This window comes from Streptomyces sp., assembly GCF_031178505.1.
In the GTDB taxonomy this organism is placed as follows: domain Bacteria; phylum Actinomycetota; class Actinomycetes; order Streptomycetales; family Streptomycetaceae; genus Streptomyces; species Streptomyces gulbargensis.
In genome coordinates, this window is record NZ_JAPSIW010000045.1 from 1 (window position 1) to 18,798 (window position 18,798).

Below are 18,798 nucleotides of genomic sequence, written 5' to 3' on the forward strand. Positions count from 1 at the left end.
GCAGACCTGGGTGCTGCGCAGCGCGGGGCGGACGGTCCTGGTCGACACGGGGGTGGGCGACGGGCGGGAGCGGCCGGGCTCGCCGCAGTTCCACCACTGGCGGGGCGACCTGCCGGGTCTGCTGGAACGGGCCGGAGTCGGCCCGGAGGACGTGGACGTCGTCGTCAACACCCACCTCCACGCCGACCACGTCGGCTGGAACACGCGGGCGGCGGACGACGGGGAGTGGGTGCCGGCCTTCCCGCGCGCCCAGTACCTGCTGCCGGCGGCCGACGACGCCCACTTCGGCCCGGGCAACGCCTACGGCGGCGGGCTGCGCGTGGACGACCGGTACGTGTACGAGGACAGCGTCGCGCCCGTCCACCGCGCCGGGCAGGCGGTGCTGTGGGACGGCGTCCACCGCATCGACGAGCACCTCACCCTGGAGTCCGCGCCCGGCCACACACCCGGTTCGGCCGTGCTGCGGCTGGCGTCGGGCGGGGAGCGGGCGGTCTTCGTCGGGGACCTGCTGCACAGCCCCGTGCAGATCCTCGATCCGGCCCGGAACAGCTGCTTCTGCCTGGACGCGGGGCGGGCGGCCGCGAGCCGCCGCCGCGTCCTGGAACGGGCGGCGGACGAAAGGGAACTGGTGGTGCCGGCGCACTTCGGCGGGACGGGCGTGGCCGAGGTGCGCCGGGAGGGGGGCGCCTTCACCGTGACGGCCGGGCGCCCGTGAGCGCCCGGCCGTCAGGGGTGAGGGGCCGTCAGGTGGTGGTGACGGGGGAGGACGGCCGCGAGGCCTCCTCCTCGCCCGGGTCCCCGCCGGTGGCGGACCCGTCCCGGGGCGCGGGAACCGCGGGCAGGCCGCCGCCCTCCTGGGTCTTCCCGGCCTCCGGGGCGGCCTTCCGGAGCTCCGGCCGGCCGCCGCCGTCCACCGTCTTCCCGGCCTCGGGGACGGCCTTGACCTCCGGCTCCTCCTCGCCGAGGGCGGTGCGCAGCCGCAGGGTGTAGCCGACGGCGGCGAGGACGCCGATCCCGAAGGTCGCGGCCCACAGGACGCCGGGACCGGGCCCGTCGACGATCGCGCCGGCCCCGATCGGGGCGACGAACCCGGCGACCGCCCACGACATGCCCATCACGCCCTGGTAGCGGCCCCGGGCGTGCTCGGGGGCGAGGCGGGCGGTGGCGGCGGCGTTGGTCGGGACGTGGACCATCTCGCCGATCGTCCACACGATCACGGTCGCGGCGAACGCGACCGACGAGCCGGCCAGCGCCGTGGCCCCCGTACCGAAGGCGAAGAGGAGCGAGGACAGGGTCAGCAGGACCACCGGCGAACGCTTGTCGGTCAGCTTGTTGACGAACAGCTGGAAGCCGACGATCACGATGCCGTTGACGGCGATGACGACACCGTACGAGGACGGCGAGAGGCCCTGCTCGGCCATGGTCAGCGGCAGGCCGATCCAGGGCGCGGTGAAGACCAGGCAGACGAGCAGGTTCAGCAGGACCAGGGTCCGGAACGGCGCGTCGCGCAGCACGGTCAGCATGGAGACCTTGGGCTCGGCCACCTTCTCGCCCCGGTGGTCGACCGCGGCCTCGGGCCGGGTCTCGGGCAGGCGCAGGAAGACGATCACGGCGCACAGGACGGTGGCGACCGCGTCCACGACGAACAGGGTGCGGTACCCGAGGAAGGCCGCGGCACCACCGCCGATGGAGGCGATGGCGAAGCCCAGGTTCAGGGCCCAGTAGTTGAGGGCGTACGCCCGGCGCACGTCGTGGGCGGGCACCATGTCCGCGATGGTGGCGTTGATCGACGGCCGGACCGCCTGCATGGCGACGCCCATGACGAGGACGACGGCCGCGATGCCCCAGGCGCTGGTGACGACGGCCAGCGCGGCGGCGGAGGCCGCGGCCAGCAGGTGCATCGTCACCATGGTGGGCCGCCGGCCCCAGCGGTCGGTGAGCGCGCCGCCGAGCGGTGAACCGGCGACGCCGCCGAGGCCGTGGAGGGCGACGACGAGACCGGCGAACCATGCGGAGTGCCCGAGCTCGACGGTCAGGTAGAGGGAGAGGAAGGTCAGGACGAACGCACCGGTCCGGTTGACCAGGGTCGACAGCCAGAGCCACCAGAAGCCCGGGGGCAGCCCCGAGACCGTCGCGCGGGCCGATCGTCTGAGTGACGCGATGGACATATGTGATGGCCCCCTGCGGTGTGTAAGTCCCTCTGCTGCCCTTCGTAACTTACGCATCTCACCGGGCGGACGCCAGCGAATTGACGACGCGCGTCAAGCGTCGGCCGTCTATTAGGCTCGACCGCATGGCCGACGCACCGTACAAGCTGATCCTCCTCCGCCACGGCGAGAGCGAGTGGAACGAGAAGAACCTGTTCACCGGCTGGGTGGACGTGAACCTCACCCCGAAGGGCGAGAAGGAGGCGACGCGCGGCGGCGAGCTGCTCAAGGACGCCGGCCTGCTGCCCGACGTCCTGCACACCTCCCTCCAGAAGCGCGCCATCCGCACCGCGCAGCTCGCGCTCGAGGCCGCGGACCGCCACTGGATCCCGGTCCACCGCTCCTGGCGCCTGAACGAGCGCCACTACGGCGCCCTGCAGGGCAAGGACAAGGCCCAGACGCTCGCCGAGTTCGGCGAGGAGCAGTTCATGCTGTGGCGCCGCTCGTACGACACCCCGCCGCCGCCGCTCTCGGACGACAGCGAGTACTCCCAGGCCCACGACGCCCGCTACCTGACGATCCCGCCGGAGCTGCGCCCGAACACCGAGTGCCTCAAGGACGTCGTCCAGCGGATGCTCCCCTACTGGTACGACGGCATCGTCCCGGACCTCCTCGCCGGCCGCACGGTCCTCGTCGCCGCCCACGGCAACAGCCTGCGCGCCCTGGTGAAGCACCTGGACGGCATCTCGGACGCCGACATCGCGGGCCTCAACATCCCCACCGGCATCCCGCTGGCCTACGAGCTCGACGAGAACTTCAAGCCCCTCACCCCGGGCGGCACCTACCTCGACCCGGACGCGGCGGCGGCCGCGATCGAGGCGGTCAAGAACCAGGGCAAGAAGAAGTGACCGCGTAAGCACCCACGAGCGAGCCCCCTGCTTGCGGTTTCCCCGCCGGCAGGGGGCTTTCCCGTGCCCCGGGCTGCGGAAAAGAGCCGCGGCGTGCCGCCTGCCCGTGCTGTGCTGGGGAGGTGGAAGCCATCATCGCCAGTGCCATCGCCGTCCTGGGCACCCTCATCGGTTCGGGCATCACCCTGGGGGTGCAGCGGCGCACGGCCGAACGAGGACATCAGTTCACGCGGGAGGAACGGCTGCGGCAGGAACGCCTGGACGCGTACGCGGCCTACGCGGCGGCCCTCATCGACTACCGCCGCTGCTTGGTGCACCTCTGGTTCTGCCGGCACGAGCAGCCTCCCCCGGAGGCTCCCGAGGCGGTGCGGATGCGGGCGTACGACCTCCGCTCCAGGGCGCAGGAGGCCCTGTTCCGTACGCAGATGCTCACCGGCGACGAGGAACTCGGCCGCATCGGGGAGGGCTTGCTCGCGGAGATCACGGAGGTGCCCAAGGCGGAGTCGCCGGAGGAGTTCGAGAGGCGCAGAGCACGTACGAGGGACGGCATCGCCCACCTCGTCAGGACGGCCAGGCAGTACCTGTGAGTGAACCGTCCTCATGAACGGGTCCGCCTCCGCGGCGGTGGTCCCGGCCGGCCCGCCTCCGGTGCGACTCTCTCCTCACGCCCCCTGAACCTCCGTCACGGCACCGGGGACCAGGTGGAGTTCGTACGGGGTCCAGCACTCCGACATCTCCGTGCCGACCGGGGCACCGCACGGGCAGGCGCGGTTGGGGCCGCGGTTGCCCGGGAGGCCGCAGCAGCCGGATTCGCCGGTGGGGTGGGGGACGAGGGACGGCATGTCCTCGGGGTGGAGCAGCAGGGTGTCGCGGGGGCCGCCGGCGACCAGTTCGACGCCGTCCTCGACGATCGAGGGGCCGCCGGGGTAGGCCGGGACGCAGTCGTCCTGGTCCTCGGCCGGCACGAACGGCGCGCCCGTCGGGTCCGGGTCGACCGCGTAGTGGCCGCGCGGCACCGTGCTCGGGGCCCGGCGCACGCCGTCCACCGGCAGGCCGTCGTACGAGGGGCGTTCCGGTACGGCGGGGAGCGGGGACAGCGGGCCCGTCAGGCGGAGGCCGCAGGCGGCGCAGTGGAGGATCGTCATCGACCGCGTTTCTACCGGGCGGTCCCCGGGACGGCAACGCGGTAAATCGGATGCTCCGGCCGGTGGCGATCACTACCGTCCGCGACATGATCACGTCACCGTCGCCCCGGATCGAGAAGATCACCCTCGCCAACGTGGACGCCGCGCTCGCGCTCCGCGTCCACCCCCACCAGGAGAAGGCCGTCGCCGCCGTCGAACGCTCCCTCGCCGAGGCGTACGCCGCCGGGGACGCCGCCTGGCCGAGGCTGATCCGGGACGGTGACCGGACCGTCGGCTTCCTGATGGTCTTCCTCGACCTCCCCTGGAATCCGGACGCCGACCCCACCGACCGCCGCAGCGGCCTCTGGCGGCTGAACATCGCCGCCGACGCGCAGGGCAAGGGGTACGGGCGCTTCGCCGTGGAGGCCGTACGGGACGAACTCCGGCGCCGCGGCGCGTCCCGGATGTACGTCACCTGGGAGCCCGGCGACGACGGGCCCGGCGCCTTCTACGAACGGCTCGGCTTCCGCCCCACGGGCGAGGTCAGCGGCCGGCAGACCGTCGGCGTCCTGGAGCTGTGACGACACGACGGCCCCGCCGGGAAGCCGCCGGCGGGGCGGAGGCCCGACAGGGCGCCCCCGCCCCCTCCCGGCGCGCCGTCAGCCGGAGCAGCCCCCGCACTGGCACGGGCCGCCCGACTGGCAGCCGCAGCCGCAGCCCGAACCGCACCCGCAGGCGCCGAGCACGGGCAGCGGAACCGACCCCTGCGGGGCCTGCGCCGAGGAGTCGGTCGTGATCGGGGAATCGGCCATGGGGTCCCTCCCTCGCGAGACGCGGATCGTCTCTCCCCCCATTGCATGCCCACCCGCACCGGCGCATCAACGGCGCACGGGAGCCCCGCGCTCCTACGCGCCCTCCACCGGGGTGTCCGTCTGCTGCAGCTCGTCCGCGTGCTCGCCGGTCACCAGGTACACGACGCGCTTGGCCACCGACACGGCGTGGTCGGCGAACCGCTCGTAGTAGCGGCCGAGCAGCGTCACGTCGACGGCCGTCTCGATGCCGTGCTTCCACCGGTCGTCCATCAGGTGCTGGAACAGCGTCCGGTGCAGCAGGTCCATCTCGTCGTCGTCCTGCTCCAGCTGGAGCGCCAGGTCGACGTCCTTGGTGATGATGACCTCACCGGCCTTCGCCATCAGGCGCTGCGCCAGCTGCCCCATCTGCAGGATGGTGGCGTGCAGGTCGTTCGGCACCGCGCGGTCCGGGAACCGCAGCCGCGTCAGCTTCGCCACGTGCTGGGCCAGGTCGCCCGAGCGCTCCAGGTCGGCGCTCATCCGCAGCGAGGTCACCACGATCCGCAGGTCCGTCGCCACCGGCTGCTGCCGGGCGAGCAGCGCGATGGCCCGCGCCTCCAGGTCGTGCTGGAGGTCGTCGATCTTCTGGTCGCCGGCGATCACGCTCTCCGCGAGCTTGAGGTCCGCGTCGAGCATCGCCGTCGTGGCGCGTCCGATCGCCGACCCGACGAGCCGGGCCATCTCGACCAGGCCCTCACCGATCGAATCCAGTTCCTCGTGGTACGCGTCCCGCATCGATGTCCCTCTCTACGCAATGCTCAGGGGTCCGGGTGGGGCTCGGCCCCACGTTCCCACGGTCCGGCCCGTACGCGTCCGGTTCCACCCCCTCACGTGAACCCGCACTTTCCCCCAGGTGAACTCTGGGCGACCCGGACCGCCACCTCCTCGGACCAAATGAACCACCCCCGTCTCCACGGTGAACTCTCGGCGACGACTGTTCGAGCAGCCGCTCGGACGGCTGGGAGAGTGTCCGTGACCCCGCATAACCTGGAGGGCATGGACGTGAACGCGGCGGTCGCCGCATTGGCCGCGATCGCCGGCGTGTGCACCGGCGTGATCGCCATGCTGGCGTTCCGCTGGAGCGAGCGCGACCAGGCGCGACCCACCCGGACCTCCCTGCACACCGACGCCGTGCTGCCGCCCGGTGTCGACACCGTGCTGTCCGTGCTGCGTTCCTCCGCGGTCGTCCTCGACGAGAGCGACTCCGTGGTGAAGGCCAGCTCGGCGGCGTACGCCCTCGGCCTGGTGAGGGGCGGGAAGCTGGCCGTCGAGCCCATGCTCAACATGGCCCGCGACACCCGCCGCGACGGCGAGATACGGCAGGTCGAGCTGGATCTGCCCCGGCGCGGCACGGGACGGGGCGAGGCCCTCGCGGTCTCCGCCCGGGTCGCCCCGCTCGGCTCGCGGCTCGTGCTGCTCCTGGTCGAGGACCTGACGGAGGCCCGCCGCATCGAAGCGGTACGGCGCGACTTCGTCGCGAACGTGAGCCACGAGCTCAAGACCCCCGTCGGAGCGCTCTCCCTGCTCTCCGAGGCCGTCATGGACGCCTCGGACGATCCCGAGGCGGTCACCCGCTTCGCCGGCCGCATGCAGATCGAGGCGACCCGGCTGACCAACCTGGTCCAGGAGCTCATCGACCTCTCGCGGGTGCAGAACGACGACCCGCTGGAGGACTCCGAGCCGGTGTCCGTGGAGGAACTGGTCGCCGAGGCGGTCGACCGGTCCCGGCACACCGCCTCCACCAAGCAGATCACCATGGCCTCCGGCGGAGCCGCGGGCCTGTACGTCTGGGGCAGCCGCGGCCAGCTCGCGGCGGCCCTCGGCAACCTCGTCGAGAACGCCGTCAACTACTCACCGGCCCGTACGCGGGTGGGCATCGCCGCCCGGCGCGTCGCGGCGCCGGGCGGGGACCTGATCGAGATCGCCGTGACCGACCAGGGCATCGGCATCTCGGAGAAGGACCGCGAGCGGATCTTCGAACGCTTCTACCGGGTCGACCCGGCCCGCTCCCGTGCCACCGGCGGTACGGGACTGGGGCTGGCCATCGTCAAGCACGTGGCCGCCTCGCACGGCGGGGAGGTCACCGTCTGGAGCACCGAGGGTCAGGGCTCCACCTTCACCCTGCGGCTGCCCGAGGCGGGCGCAGGACGGGACCGCAGGTCCGCCGCCGCTTCTTCTCCCACCCCCGATCTCATGACCGAACCGCTCCCTGCCCCGGAGGTCCTTCCGTGACCCGAGTGCTCGTCGTCGAGGATGAGGAATCCTTCAGCGACGCCCTGTCGTACATGCTCCGCAAGGAAGGCTTCGAGGTCGCCGTCGCGGCGACCGGGCCCGACGGTCTCGACGAGTTCGAGCGCAACGGGGCGGATCTCGTCCTCCTCGACCTGATGCTCCCCGGCCTGCCCGGCACCGAGGTGTGCCGCCAGCTGCGCGGCCGCTCGAACGTTCCGGTCATCATGGTGACCGCCAAGGACAGCGAGATCGACAAGGTCGTCGGCCTGGAGATAGGAGCCGACGACTACGTGACGAAGCCGTTCTCCTCGCGGGAGCTGGTGGCCCGCATCCGCGCGGTCCTGCGCCGCCGCGGCGAGCCGGAGGAGGTCACCCCGGCGGCCCTGGAGGCCGGCCCGGTCCGCATGGACGTCGACCGCCACGTGGTGACGGTCGCGGGCGGCAAGGTCGACCTGCCGCTGAAGGAGTTCGACCTGCTGGAGATGCTGCTGCGCAACGCGGGCCGCGTGCTGACCCGCATGCAGCTGATCGACCGGGTGTGGGGCGCGGACTACGTCGGCGACACCAAGACCCTCGACGTCCACGTCAAGCGCCTGCGCGCCAAGATCGAGCCGGACCCGGGCGCGCCCCGGTACCTGGTGACGGTCCGGGGCCTGGGCTACAAGTTCGAGCCGTAGACCGTACGGCGCGCCCCCGGCCCGGTCCGGGGGCGTGAGCGGCCACCGGTGACCGGGCGGCGAGCGGTGGCCGCGGTGCCGTCGACCGTCGCGGTACGCCGTGGGCGGTACGTGCCGGTGCCGGGCCCACGCCCGGGCCCGTCCCGTACCCCCGTCCGATCCGGACCGCCCGGCCCGTACCGTCCGCGCCCACGCAGAAGGGGCGCCCCCTCCCGGGGGCGCCCCTTCGCACGTACCGCTGCTCCGTCCGGCTCAGTGGCCGGACGCGTGGCTCGCCTCGCCCGACGGGGCGGACTCGCCGCCGTGCTCCGCGCCGTGCTCGCCGCCCGCCGTCGCCGAGGCGGTCGGGGTGGCCGACGGCGGGGCCGGGACCTCGCTGGGGCCGAAGCCCTTGTAGTAGCCGCTGCCCCGGACGACGAAGGCCTCCAGGGCCACGTCACCGGTCTTGCTGAGCTTGAAGACGACCTTCTGGGCGTCGCCGTTCTCGGCGGCCTCGGTGCCGTTCTCGATCACGGCGGTGGCGTTGCCCTCGCCACCGATCACGACGGAGCCGCCGGCCGGGACGGTGACCGGGCCGGTGCCCTCGGCGGGCTTCAGCTTCACGGTCGCGGTGGTACCGGGCAGCGTGATCGCGTCCAGGGTCTGGGCCTGGCGGCCGTTGTTGAAGACCGTGGCCGAGACGACGGCCGGGCCCTTCACACCGGGCGTCGGCTGGGTGATGACGACCGCGTTCTGGATCTTGACGTCGTCCACCGAGACGGCGGCGTTGTCCGGCCGGACGCCGAGCGTCTGTGCGTCGTTGCCCGCACCACAGGCGGACAGCGCGGCGATCGAGAACACGATGGCGGTGGCGGCGAGGGCGCCGCGTCGAAGGCTGCGGCTCACGGCGGCGGCAACTCCTAGGACGTACGGACGGGCTTAGGACTGTGGAGCTATGGACCGGCTCAGGGTGTGTCAGCGCGCTTAGGTTACCGACCCCTACTCTCCGTCCCGCACCCGACCCGCCCCTTCACGGGACGTGCCCCTCCCGCTCCCGGCACCGGGCCACCCGCACGCGCCGCCCGTGACGCCCCGCGGAGCTCCGGCCGGCGGCCCGCCGGCCGGTGGCCGGATCACGTCCCATTGACCCGCTGTTCACATATCCGCCTTGATCAATTCGGTGGCGGTCACCGCATTCTCATCGCCGCCCCACGCGAAAAACACCGGCCGGTAGCCGTTGATCAATTCGGGAATCACCGCCAGATGCACCCGTACGGGTGACCGATCCTCGAACGGAGTACGTGAAGAAGGCCACTCCGAACCGGACAAAACGGGTCATCGTCGCGCCTCCGGCAGCCTCCGCGTCCCTGTAACGTGCGCGTTTCTCTCTGTCCACGCAGCCGCTCCGACCTGCGAATACCCCCTTCCGGAAGCCCGCCGCAGCACGTCCGCATCGCTGTTGTCAAGCCCCGAGATATGCCCTGACCTGCGAAAACGCCATTCAGAAGAAGCTGTATCCGTGTTACCCTGGATAGCCACGGAAGGGGTACCTGTCACATGACGTTCAAGGTTGGCGACACCGTGGTCTATCCCCATCACGGGGCCGCGCTGATCGAGGCCATCGAAACTCGCCAGATCAAAGGCGTGGACAAGACCTACTTGGTGCTCAAGGTCGCGCAGGGCGACCTGACGGTCCGCGTGCCGGCGGACAACGCGGAGTTCGTCGGAGTGCGCGACGTGGTCGGGCAGGACGGGCTGGACCGGGTCTTCGAGGTGCTGCGCGCACCGTACGCAGAGGAGCCGACGAACTGGTCCCGTCGCTACAAGGCAAATCTCGAGAAGCTCGCCTCCGGCGACGTCATCAAGGTGGCCGAGGTCGTACGTGACCTGTGGCGGCGAGAGCGCGAGCGCGGTCTCTCCGCCGGTGAGAAGCGCATGCTGGCGAAGGCGCGTCAGATCCTGGTGAGCGAGCTGGCCCTCGCGGAGAACACCAACGAGGACAAGGCCGAGGCGCTCCTCGACGAGGTCCTCGCGTCCTGAGGCGCGCCGCGGGCGCGTCCCGGCACGTGCTCCTGGCGCGTCCCGGAAGCGCCCTCGTACGCGTTTCGCGAACAAGCGATGCCGCGGTGCCCGTCGGGCGTACTGTGATCCACACAGTGCCCCCGCCGGGCGCTGCGGCATGTCCGCGTCCGCACGGGGGGCGTACGCGGACCGTGAGCGCGACGGTACCCACACCGGCGCGGTCGCGTCCCGCCGCAGAAACCCGCACCCCCTGAACTGCTTCACGTACGAACCCCTGTGCCCGCGCGGCAACGCCTCGACCGTCGTCACGGAAAGGGCCCGGTCAAGGCGGCGCGTCCGGCACGGTGAGGCCATACCCATGTCGGCCGCGGAAACAAACCTGCCGGAGTGCAACCGATGTCAGACGAAGCGCGTCCCCGTCGTACCGCCGTGGTGATCCCGGCCGCCGGGCGGGGCGTACGCCTCGGCCCCGGCGCCCCCAAGGCGCTGCGCGCCCTGAACGGCACCCCCATGCTCATCCACGCCGTCCGGGCGATGGCCGCCTCGCGGGCGGTCTCCCTGGTCGTCGTGGTCGCGCCCCCCGAGGGCGCCACCGAGGTCAAGAACCTCCTCGACGCCCACGCCCTCCCCGAGAGGACCGACTACCTGGTCGTCCCCGGCGGCGAGACCCGCCAGGAGTCCGTGCGCCTCGGTCTCGACGCGCTGCCCGAGGGCATCACCACCGTCCTCGTCCACGACGCCGCCCGCCCCCTCGTCCCCGTCGACACGGTGGACGCCGTGATCGAGGCCGTACGGGACGGGGCCGTCGCGGTCGTCCCCGCGCTGCCGGTGGCCGACACCGTCAAGGAGGTCGAGCCGGCCGGGAAGCCCGGCGACCCCGAGCAGGTCGTCGCCACCCCGCCGCGCGCCCGCCTCCGCGCCGTCCAGACCCCGCAGGGCTTCGACCGCGACACGCTGGTGAACGCCCACGCCACCGTCGCGCTCACGGGGGAGGGCGCCACGGACGACGCCGGCATGGTCGAGAAGCTCGGCGCGCCCGTCGTCGTCGTGCCCGGCCACGAGGAGGCGTTCAAGGTGACCCGCCCGCTCGACCTCGTGCTCGCCGAGGCCGTACTCGCCCGCAGGAGGGCCAACGATGGCTTCTGACCAGCTCCCCCTCGTCCCCCGCACCGGCATCGGCACCGATGTCCACGCCTTCGAGGAGGGCCGCGAGCTCTGGTGCGCCGGCCTGCTCTGGGAGGACGAGCGGTACGGGCTCGCCGGGCACTCCGACGGCGACGTGGCCGCCCACGCCGCCTGCGACGCCCTCTTCTCCGCCGCCGGCATCGGCGACCTCGGCGCCCACTTCGGCACCTCCCGCCCGGAGTGGTCCGGTGCCTCCGGCGTCACCCTCCTCGCCGAGGCCGCCCGCATCGTCCGCGCCGAGGGCTACGAGATCGGCAACATCGCCGTCCAGGTCGTCGGGGTCCGCCCGAAGATCGGCAAGCGCCGCGACGAGGCCCAGAAGGCGCTGAGCGACGCCGCCGGCGCCCCCGTCTCCGTCTCCGGCACGACCACCGACGGACTCGGCCTGACCGGCCGCGCCGAGGGCCTCGCCGCCCTCGCGACCGCACTGGTGTACCGCGTACGGCCGGACGGGCGGTGAAAAACGTGTCCCGCGACCGGGAATCGGTCGCGGGGCACTGTCGCCCGCCCACTACCCTGGACCCCGTGACTATTCGCCTGTACGACACCAGCGCCCGGCAGATCCGTGACTTCACCCCGCTCACGCCGGGCTGCGTCTCGATCTACCTGTGTGGCGCGACCGTGCAGGCCGCCCCGCACATCGGGCACATCCGCTCCGGCCTGAACTTCGACATCATGCGCCGCTGGTTCGAGTACCGCGGCTACGACGTCACCTTCGTCCGGAACGTCACCGACATCGACGACAAGATCATCGCGAAGGGCGCCGACCAGGGCCGCCCCTGGTGGGCCATCGGCTACGAGAACGAGCGGGCCTTCAACGCGGGCTACGACGCCCTCGGCTGCCTGCCGCCCACCTACGAGCCGCGCGCCACCGGGCACGTCCCCGAGATGATCGAGATGATGCGCGGGCTCATCGAGCGCGGCCACGCCTACGAGGCCGACGGCAGCGTCTACTTCGACGTGCGCTCCTTCCCCGGCTACCTCCAGCTGTCCAACCAGGACCTCGACGACCTGCGGCAGCCCGCCGAGGAGGGCATCACCGGCAAGCGCGACCCCCGCGACTTCGCCATGTGGAAGGCGACCAAGCCCGGCGAGCCCGACTGGGAGACGCCGTGGGGCCGCGGCCGCCCCGGCTGGCACCTGGAGTGCTCGGCCATGGCCCACAAGTACCTGGGCTCCGCCTTCGACATCCACGGCGGCGGCCTGGACCTGATCTTCCCCCACCACGAGAACGAGATCGCCCAGGCCAAGGCCTTCGGCGACGACTTCGCCCGGTACTGGGTGCACAACGCCTGGGTCACCATGAGCGGCGAGAAGATGTCGAAGTCGCTGGGCAACAGCGTGCTCGTCTCCGAGATGGTCAAGAACTGGCGCCCGATCGTCCTGCGCTACTACCTCGGAACCCCGCACTACCGCTCCATGATCGAGTACAGCGAGGAGTCCCTGCGCGAGGCCGAGGCCGCCTTCGCCCGCATCGAGGGCTTCGTCCAGCGCGTCACCGAGAAGGCCGGGCGGACCGTCGCCCCCGCCGCCGAGGTGCCGCCGGCCTTCGCCGAGGCCATGGACGACGACCTCGGCGTCCCGCACGCCCTCGCGATCATCCACACCACCGTCCGCCAGGGGAACAGCGCCCTGGCCGCCGACGACAAGGACGAGGCCATCGCCCGCCTCGCCGAGGTCCGCGCCATGCTCGGCGTCCTCGGCCTGGACCCGCTCGACCCGCACTGGGCCGACGAGTCCGGCGGCGGCGAGGAACTCCACGGCGTCGTCGACACCCTCGTACGGGTCGTGCTCGAGCAGCGCGAGTCGGCCCGCGAGCGCAAGGACTGGGCGACCGCGGACGCGATCCGCGACCAGCTCAACCGGTCCGGCCTCGCCGTCGAGGACGGACCCGACGGCCCCCGCTGGACGCTGGGCAACCGCTAGACCGCTGATGAATGTGCCGTCCGGGGCCCCGGACGGCACACTTCACTTACAGGCTTCACTTACGCAGTAGAGGAAACAGGTAGTCATGGCCGGGAACAGCCAGCGCAGGAACCGCCGTACGTCCAACAAGAAGGGTGCGACGGTCGGCAGCGGTGGCAAGCGGCGCCGCTCCCTCGAAGGCAAGGGCCCGACGCCCAAGGCCGAGAACCGCAAGGGCCACAAGGCCTATCGCGTCTCCAACGCGATGGCCCGCAACGCGGCCAAGCGCAAGCCCATCGCCCGCCGCGGCGGCAAGGGCCAGTCGGAGATGGTCGTCGGCCGCAACCCGGTCTTCGAGGCGCTGCGCGACGGCGTGCCCGCCACCACGCTCTACGTCCAGCAGTTCATCGACAACGACGAGCGGGTGCGCGAGGCCCTGAGCCTGGCCACCGGCCGCGGCAACATCAACATCATGGAGGCGCCGCGCCCCGAGCTGGACCGGATGACGAACGGCCTGAACCACCAGGGCCTCGTCCTCCAGGTCCCGCCCTACGAGTACGCGCACCCGGAGGACCTGGCCGCGGCCGCCTTCGACGACCACGAGGACCCGCTGATCGTGGCCCTCGACGGCGTCACCGACCCGCGGAACCTCGGCGCCGTCGTCCGTTCCGTCTCCGCCTTCGGCGGCCACGGCGTGGTCGTCCCCGAGCGGCGCGCCGCCGGCATGACCGCCGGTGCCTGGAAGACCTCGGCCGGCACCGCCGCCCGCACCCCGGTCGCCCGCGCCACCAACCTGACCCGCTGCCTGGAGCAGTACCAGAAGGCGGGCCTGACCGTGGTCGGCCTCTCCGCCGACGGCGACACCGAGGTCCACGAGCTGGAGGCGCTCGAAGGCCCCGTCGTCATCGTCGTCGGGTCCGAGGGCAAGGGCCTCTCCCGGCTCGTCGGCGAGACCTGCGACTTCCTCGTCCGCATCCCGATGCCGGGCGGCGCCGAGTCGCTGAACGCCGGTGTCGCCGCCGGTGTCGTGCTCTACGAGGCGGCCCGCCGCCGCATGGGCTGACACCGGCCACGCCGCAACCACCCGGCCCCGGCCATGGCGTGATCTTGACGGGTCTCGGACATTTCCGAGCTGTCAAGGCAGTGTCCTAAACCCAGATCACTCGGTTAGATGAGTGTGGACACCAGAACGCCCCGGCCGGGGTTCGACGATCAGCCCGCGCTGAGCATGGTCAAGGTGGATTCCGATCCCGCCCAGGTGATCGTGAACCACGCCAGCTTCCGTGTGCGGCTCGCGCCGGCCCAGCAGCCGAAGTTCGCCGCGAACCCGCGCGTCGCCGCGCTCGCCCGAGCGGGAGGGGCCCCCGGCGCGGGAGCGCCGCGCCGCCGCCCCGTCGTGTGGACCGGGAAGTCCGCCCCCGGGACGACCGGACTCCTCCAGGCCGTCCGCGAGTCCTCGGCCGCCGCGGGCGCCGTCTCCACCCTGGAGCCGGCCACCACCCAGGCCATCCCGCGCGTCGACACCACCATGCCCACCCCCGTGGTGCCAGGCGAGCACGCACCCCTGTTGCCTCCGATGCGCCGGGCCGAGGGCGCCTACGACGACATGTACGAGCTGCGGCCCGGGACGCCGGAGCCGTACGGGGACGGGGACGGGCCCGGCGCCCGGCCCCCGCAGCGGCCCGGCCCCGACGCCGTCCGGCACGCCTACTACCCGGGCCGCCGGATGAACCTGGGCGTCGTCCTGCTCCCGCTGCGCGTCTTCCTCGGCTTCATCTCCGTCTACGCCGGCATGGGCAAGCTCTCCGACCCCGTCTACTTCGACGGCGGCGAGCGCGGCTCCATGGTCAAGTGGCTGAATTCGCTCCACCCGTGGCCCATGGCCGAGCCGCTGCGGGACTTCGCCCTCCAGCACCCCGTCGGCGCCGGCCTCACCGTCGCCTTCCTCCAGGTCGTCGTCGGCGTCCTCACCGTCCTCGGCCTCTGGCAGCGGGTGGCGGCGGTCGGCGGCGCCCTGCTCTCCGCGGCGCTGATCCTCACCGTCAGCTGGAAGACCGTCCCCGTCTACGAGGCGCCCGACTTCATCTTCCTGGCCGCCTGGTCGCCGCTGATCATCGCGGGCGCCCCCGTCTACTCCGTCGACGGCCGCCTCGCCGGCGAGGCCTGGCGCACCCTCGGCCCCCGCGCGGAGATCTGGGACCTGCGCCGCCGCGTCCTGCGCCGCGGCCTCCTCGCCGCCTCCGTCGTCGTGGGCCTGACGCTCCTCGTCGGCTCCGTCCTCGGCGGCGCCGTCCGCTCCACCGAGACGGTCACCGTCCCCGGCCCCAACGACGACCCGATCAACCACCTGCCCGGCCGCCCGCTCCCCACCGAGCCCCCGCGCGACACCCCCTCCAGCACGCCCCCGTCCCGGCCCACCCCGTCCGCGAGCACCGAGCCGCCCCGCGAGGAGCGCCGCGCGACGGAGGCGGCGGAGGAGGAGACCGCCCGGCCGACCGAGACCAGCCGCGAGCCCACCCGGACGGAGGAACGGCGGCCGTCCGCCACCACCGACTCCACCAGCGGCGGCGGCACCGCGAGCCGTACCCCCACCGAGTCCCGCCCGGCGCCCCCGCCGTCCACCAGCGACGCCCCGTCCACGACGGGCGGCACGACCGGTGGCGGCGACGGCGGATCGACCGGCTCGACGGGCGAGGAGACCCCGCCCGAGGACACGAGCACGGGCGGCGGCGCCCGCAACCCGATCGGCGGCCTGCTGGGCTGACGGGCCGGGCCCCGGACACGGAGGAGGGCGGCACCGCGCGGAGACGCGGTGCCGCCCTCTGTGGTGCGGTCCTTTGTGGCGGCGTACGGGCTCGCGTACGCGGCTCTGGGCCGGGCGCAGGCGACAGGGCTCGGGTACGGCTCCGGGGGCCGGCGCGGGGCCTGGGTACGGCTCCCGGGGCGGGCTCAGGAGCTCTGGGTGGCGAGTTCCTTGGCGGCCTCGGTGAGGTCCTTCGCGGTGTCGATGGCCCTCCAGTACGCCCCCTGGGGCAGCGGGAAGCCGGCGAGGCGCCGCTCGCGCGCCAGGCGGGGGAAGGTGGTCCGCTCGTGGTCACCGAGGTCGGGCAGCAGGTCCGTGAAGGCCGCGGAGAAGACGTACACGCCGGCGTTGATGAGGAACGGCGACGGCGGTGCCTCGATGAAGTCGGTGATGTGCCCGAAGGTGTCGGTCTCGACGGCGCCCCACGGGATGCGGGGACGGGCGAGGGCCAGAGTGGCGGTGGCGTCCCGCTCGGCGTGGAAGGCGGCCATCTCACGCAGGGAGAAGCGGGTCCAGATGTCGCCGTTGGTGGCGTACCAGGGCTCGTCGGGCGCGGGCAGGTGGCGGGCGGCGTACTTGAGGCCGCCACCGCGTCCCAGGGGCTCGGTCTCGACGACCGTCGTCACCTTCAGGGGCAGTTCGGCGTCCCGGAGCCACTCCTGGAGCACCTCGGCGAGATGACCGCAGGAGATGACCACATCGGTCACGCCTTCGGCGGCCAGCCAGGAAAGCTGATGGCCGATGATCGGGGTCCCGGTACCCGGGATCTCGACCATCGGCTTGGGGCGGTCGTCGGTGTAGGGGCGCAGTCGCGAGCCCTGGCCGCCCGCCAGGACCACGGCCTGCGTCGGAGTGGTGTGCATACGGGGAACGATAGGGCTCCCGTACGCGCGCAGGCGCTCAGTTCGCCGACTCAGCCGGCGCGCATCACGCCGGACGCGTACGAGGTGTCGCAGACCGGGCGGGAGAAGGACTGGGCGCGGGTCGGACCGTAGTGCTCGACGGCGGCACGGCCGAGGGCACGGGCGATCGACATGCAGTGCTTGGCGAGCGAGGGCCGGTTCTCCACCGCGCGCTGGAGGTGGGTCAGGGCGACGCCCGGGTCCTTCTCCTGGAGCTCAGCGAGGAGCTGGTCACGGAGGACGTCCTGCGGGGCACGGGACTTCGCGCGCGAGGAGACCTCGGAGGAGGAGGCCGTCAGCATCTGGGTCGTGGGGTCCTGGCCGGCCCACGGAACGGCGGACACCGCGAGCGTTCCCGAGAGCACCAGGACGACGGGCAGGACGAGGGCGAGAGAGCGGCCGATTCGGCGGGCAGTGTGCGTCACGGAGGCGAGCGTAGCGCTCGGTAGTGACAGGGAGACATTTAGTCACTCTCGCGGGGGATCGTTCGACGTGGTTTTTCGAATTCCGTGTTGACGCCGAGAAGCCCTGCGGGCCCCGAATGCCGGGGTTTTCCTGGGTACGCCCATTTAAACGGACGGCCCCGCATCCGTGGCGGATGCGGGGCCGTCCGGCCGCCCGGTGGGGCGGTCAGCCGCTGAGGCGCTCGCCCGTGGAGGTCGAGAACACGTGCAGCTCGCCGGCGCGCGGCACGACGTGCAGCGTGGAGCCCTTGGCGGGCACGTCACGGCCGCCGACGCGGACCACCAGATCCTTGTCCTCGCCGTCGACGCGGGTGGAGCCGTACACGAAGCCGTCGGAGCCGAGCTCCTCGACGACGTTCACGGTCACCGCGAGGCCGTCCTTGCCGGTCGGGCCCGAGACGTCGAAGTGCTCGGGGCGGACGCCGACCGTCACCGTGGTGTCGCCCTTGGCGGAGGCGGCGGCGATGGCGTCGCGCGAGACGGGGACGACGCTGTTGCCGAACTTCACGCCGCCGTCGGTGATCGGGACCTCGATCAGGTTCATGGCGGGGGAGCCGATGAAGCCGGCGACGAAGAGGTTGGCGGGCTTGTCGTACATGTTGCGCGGGGAGTCGACCTGCTGGAGCAGACCGTCCTTCAGCACGGCGACGCGGTCGCCCATGGTGAGGGCCTCGGTCTGGTCGTGGGTGACGTAGACCGTGGTGATGCCGAGGCGGCGCTGCAGGCTCGCGATCTGCGTACGGGTCGAGACGCGGAGCTTGGCGTCGAGGTTCGACAGCGGCTCGTCCATGAGGAAGACCTGCGGCTCCCGCACGATCGCCCGCCCCATCGCCACACGCTGCCGCTGACCGCCGGAGAGCGCCTTGGGCTTGCGGTCCAGGTACTGGGTGAGGTCGAGGATCTTCGCGGCCTCCTCCACCTTGGCGCGGATCTCGGCCTTGTTGACGCCGGCGATCTTGAGCGCGAAGCCCATGTTGTCGGCGACGGTCATGTGCGGGTACAGCGCGTAGTTCTGGAACACCATGGCGATGTCCCGGTCCTTCGGCGGCAGGTGCGTGACGTCCCGGTCACCGATGCGGATGGCGCCCGAGTTGACGTCCTCGAGGCCGGCGAGCATGCGCAGCGAGGTCGACTTGCCACACCCGGAGGGCCCGACGAGGACGAGGAACTCGCCGTCGGCGATCTCGATGTCGAGCTGGTCGACGGAGGGCTTGTCGGCGCCCGGGTAGGTGCGGGTCGCCTTGTCGAAGGTGACAGAAGCCATGGTGATGTATCCCTTCACCGGCAGGAACGTGCCGGACGATCCGAGTAAAGGAAGGATTGAGGTCTAGTCCACCAGGGTGAACTCCAGGCGACGCTACCTCCCCGGACCCGTTCTGTCAGTAGGCGCGGGGTGGTGAGATTTCCGACCGCCGGAGGGACGGGGTTGGTTACACTTCACTCGCTGCCTCCTTAGCTCAGCTGGCCAGAGCACCGCTCTTGTAAAGCGGGGGTCGTCGGTTCGAACCCGACAGGGGGCTCCAGGTAGGAAACGCGAAGACCCCCGACCGATCTTGGTCGGGGGTCTTCGACATCCACGGGTGACATCAACGGCGACGG

At 72.2% G+C, this 18,798-nt stretch carries 20 protein-coding genes and 1 tRNA gene; 13 read left to right on the forward strand and 8 right to left on the reverse strand.

Going from position 1 to position 18,798, the window contains the following annotated elements:
* Nucleotides 1-715 (forward strand): MBL fold metallo-hydrolase (locus tag RIF68_RS06240; RefSeq protein WP_309050126.1); only part of this gene is annotated, 715 nt, incomplete at its 5' end.
* 28 nt (nt 716-743) lie between these two features.
* On the opposite strand, the gene RIF68_RS06245 is transcribed toward RIF68_RS06240, so the two are convergent.
* A complete protein-coding gene (locus RIF68_RS06245; protein ID WP_309050127.1) occupies nt 744-2,168 on the reverse strand; it encodes an MFS transporter in 1,425 nt (474 codons plus the stop codon).
* Nucleotides 2,169-2,293: 125 nt separating this feature from the next.
* Between RIF68_RS06245 and RIF68_RS06250 the strand changes: the two genes are divergently transcribed.
* Nucleotides 2,294-3,055 (forward strand): phosphoglyceromutase, encoded by a 762-nt coding sequence (locus RIF68_RS06250; protein ID WP_309050128.1) that lies wholly within the window; start codon nt 2,294-2,296, stop codon nt 3,053-3,055.
* Between the two features lie 122 nt (nt 3,056-3,177).
* Nucleotides 3,178-3,642, forward strand: coding sequence for a hypothetical protein (locus RIF68_RS06255; RefSeq protein ID WP_309050129.1), 465 nt, complete (start codon nt 3,178-3,180; stop codon nt 3,640-3,642).
* 75 nt (nt 3,643-3,717) lie between these two features.
* On the opposite strand, the gene RIF68_RS06260 is transcribed toward RIF68_RS06255, so the two are convergent.
* Nucleotides 3,718-4,200, reverse strand: coding sequence for a hypothetical protein (locus tag RIF68_RS06260; RefSeq protein ID WP_309050130.1), 483 nt, complete (start codon nt 4,198-4,200; stop codon nt 3,718-3,720).
* A gap of 86 nt (nt 4,201-4,286) precedes the next feature.
* On the opposite strand from RIF68_RS06260, the gene RIF68_RS06265 reads away from it, so the two are divergent.
* Nucleotides 4,287-4,760, forward strand: coding sequence for a GNAT family N-acetyltransferase (locus tag RIF68_RS06265; protein WP_309050131.1), 474 nt, complete (start codon nt 4,287-4,289; stop codon nt 4,758-4,760).
* Between the two features lie 78 nt (nt 4,761-4,838).
* On the opposite strand, the gene RIF68_RS06270 is transcribed toward RIF68_RS06265, so the two are convergent.
* Nucleotides 4,839-4,991: a hypothetical protein gene (locus RIF68_RS06270; RefSeq protein ID WP_309050132.1), complete on the reverse strand. Its 153-nt coding sequence runs from the start codon at nt 4,989-4,991 to the stop codon at nt 4,839-4,841.
* 93 nt (nt 4,992-5,084) lie between these two features.
* The gene (gene phoU / locus RIF68_RS06275; RefSeq protein ID WP_309050133.1) at nt 5,085-5,765 is read right to left on the reverse strand and encodes a phosphate signaling complex protein PhoU; all 681 of its coding nucleotides are present in this window, start codon (nt 5,763-5,765) and stop codon (nt 5,085-5,087) included.
* A 261-nt stretch (nt 5,766-6,026) separates the two neighbouring features.
* Here phoU and RIF68_RS06280 point away from each other — a divergent pair, with 261 nt between their 5' ends.
* Entirely contained in the window at nt 6,027-7,262 is a 1,236-nt protein-coding gene (locus RIF68_RS06280) for an ATP-binding protein (RefSeq protein ID WP_309050143.1), read from the forward strand.
* Nucleotides 7,259-7,939 (forward strand): response regulator transcription factor, encoded by a 681-nt coding sequence (locus RIF68_RS06285; protein WP_015035162.1) that lies wholly within the window; start codon nt 7,259-7,261, stop codon nt 7,937-7,939. The genes RIF68_RS06280 and RIF68_RS06285 overlap by 4 nt, the downstream gene beginning before the upstream one ends.
* Before the next feature lie 252 nt (nt 7,940-8,191).
* Here RIF68_RS06285 and RIF68_RS06290 read toward each other — a convergent pair whose 3' ends face one another.
* The gene (locus tag RIF68_RS06290) at nt 8,192-8,824 is read right to left on the reverse strand and encodes a DUF461 domain-containing protein (protein ID WP_309050134.1); all 633 of its coding nucleotides are present in this window, start codon (nt 8,822-8,824) and stop codon (nt 8,192-8,194) included.
* Between the two features lie 651 nt (nt 8,825-9,475).
* Between RIF68_RS06290 and RIF68_RS06295 the strand changes: the two genes are divergently transcribed.
* The 6 genes from RIF68_RS06295 (at nt 9,476) to RIF68_RS06320 (ending at nt 15,794) form a co-directional block, all read left to right on the forward strand.
* The gene (locus tag RIF68_RS06295) at nt 9,476-9,958 is read left to right on the forward strand and encodes a CarD family transcriptional regulator (protein WP_003953493.1); all 483 of its coding nucleotides are present in this window, start codon (nt 9,476-9,478) and stop codon (nt 9,956-9,958) included.
* A 378-nt stretch (nt 9,959-10,336) separates the two neighbouring features.
* A complete protein-coding gene (gene ispD / locus RIF68_RS06300; RefSeq protein ID WP_309050135.1) occupies nt 10,337-11,086 on the forward strand; it encodes a 2-C-methyl-D-erythritol 4-phosphate cytidylyltransferase in 750 nt (249 codons plus the stop codon).
* The gene (gene ispF / locus RIF68_RS06305; RefSeq protein WP_309050136.1) at nt 11,076-11,585 is read left to right on the forward strand and encodes a 2-C-methyl-D-erythritol 2,4-cyclodiphosphate synthase; all 510 of its coding nucleotides are present in this window, start codon (nt 11,076-11,078) and stop codon (nt 11,583-11,585) included. The genes ispD and ispF overlap by 11 nt, the downstream gene beginning before the upstream one ends.
* Nucleotides 11,586-11,650: 65 nt before the next feature.
* Nucleotides 11,651-13,051, forward strand: coding sequence for a cysteine--tRNA ligase (gene cysS / locus RIF68_RS06310; protein WP_309050137.1), 1,401 nt, complete (start codon nt 11,651-11,653; stop codon nt 13,049-13,051).
* An 85-nt stretch (nt 13,052-13,136) separates the two neighbouring features.
* Nucleotides 13,137-14,093, forward strand: coding sequence for a 23S rRNA (guanosine(2251)-2'-O)-methyltransferase RlmB (gene rlmB, locus RIF68_RS06315; RefSeq protein ID WP_309050138.1), 957 nt, complete (start codon nt 13,137-13,139; stop codon nt 14,091-14,093).
* Between the two features lie 108 nt (nt 14,094-14,201).
* Entirely contained in the window at nt 14,202-15,794 is a 1,593-nt protein-coding gene (locus RIF68_RS06320; protein WP_309050139.1) for a DoxX family membrane protein, read from the forward strand.
* Between the two features lie 185 nt (nt 15,795-15,979).
* Here the strand turns inward: RIF68_RS06320 and RIF68_RS06325 are convergent, their stop codons facing one another.
* From RIF68_RS06325 to RIF68_RS06335, 3 genes are all read right to left on the reverse strand, one after another.
* Nucleotides 15,980-16,696, reverse strand: coding sequence for a nucleotidyltransferase family protein (locus RIF68_RS06325; protein WP_309050140.1), 717 nt, complete (start codon nt 16,694-16,696; stop codon nt 15,980-15,982).
* 50 nt (nt 16,697-16,746) lie between these two features.
* Complete coding sequence (locus RIF68_RS06330; RefSeq protein ID WP_309050141.1) at nt 16,747-17,160, reverse strand: hypothetical protein; 414 nt, start codon at nt 17,158-17,160, stop codon at nt 16,747-16,749.
* Nucleotides 17,161-17,365: 205 nt separating this feature from the next.
* Complete coding sequence (locus RIF68_RS06335; RefSeq protein ID WP_309050142.1) at nt 17,366-18,463, reverse strand: sn-glycerol-3-phosphate ABC transporter ATP-binding protein UgpC; 1,098 nt, start codon at nt 18,461-18,463, stop codon at nt 17,366-17,368.
* 182 nt (nt 18,464-18,645) lie between these two features.
* On the opposite strand from RIF68_RS06335, the gene RIF68_RS06340 reads away from it, so the two are divergent.
* Nucleotides 18,646-18,722, forward strand: a tRNA-Thr gene (locus RIF68_RS06340).
* Nucleotides 18,723-18,798: the final 76 nt, after the last annotated feature.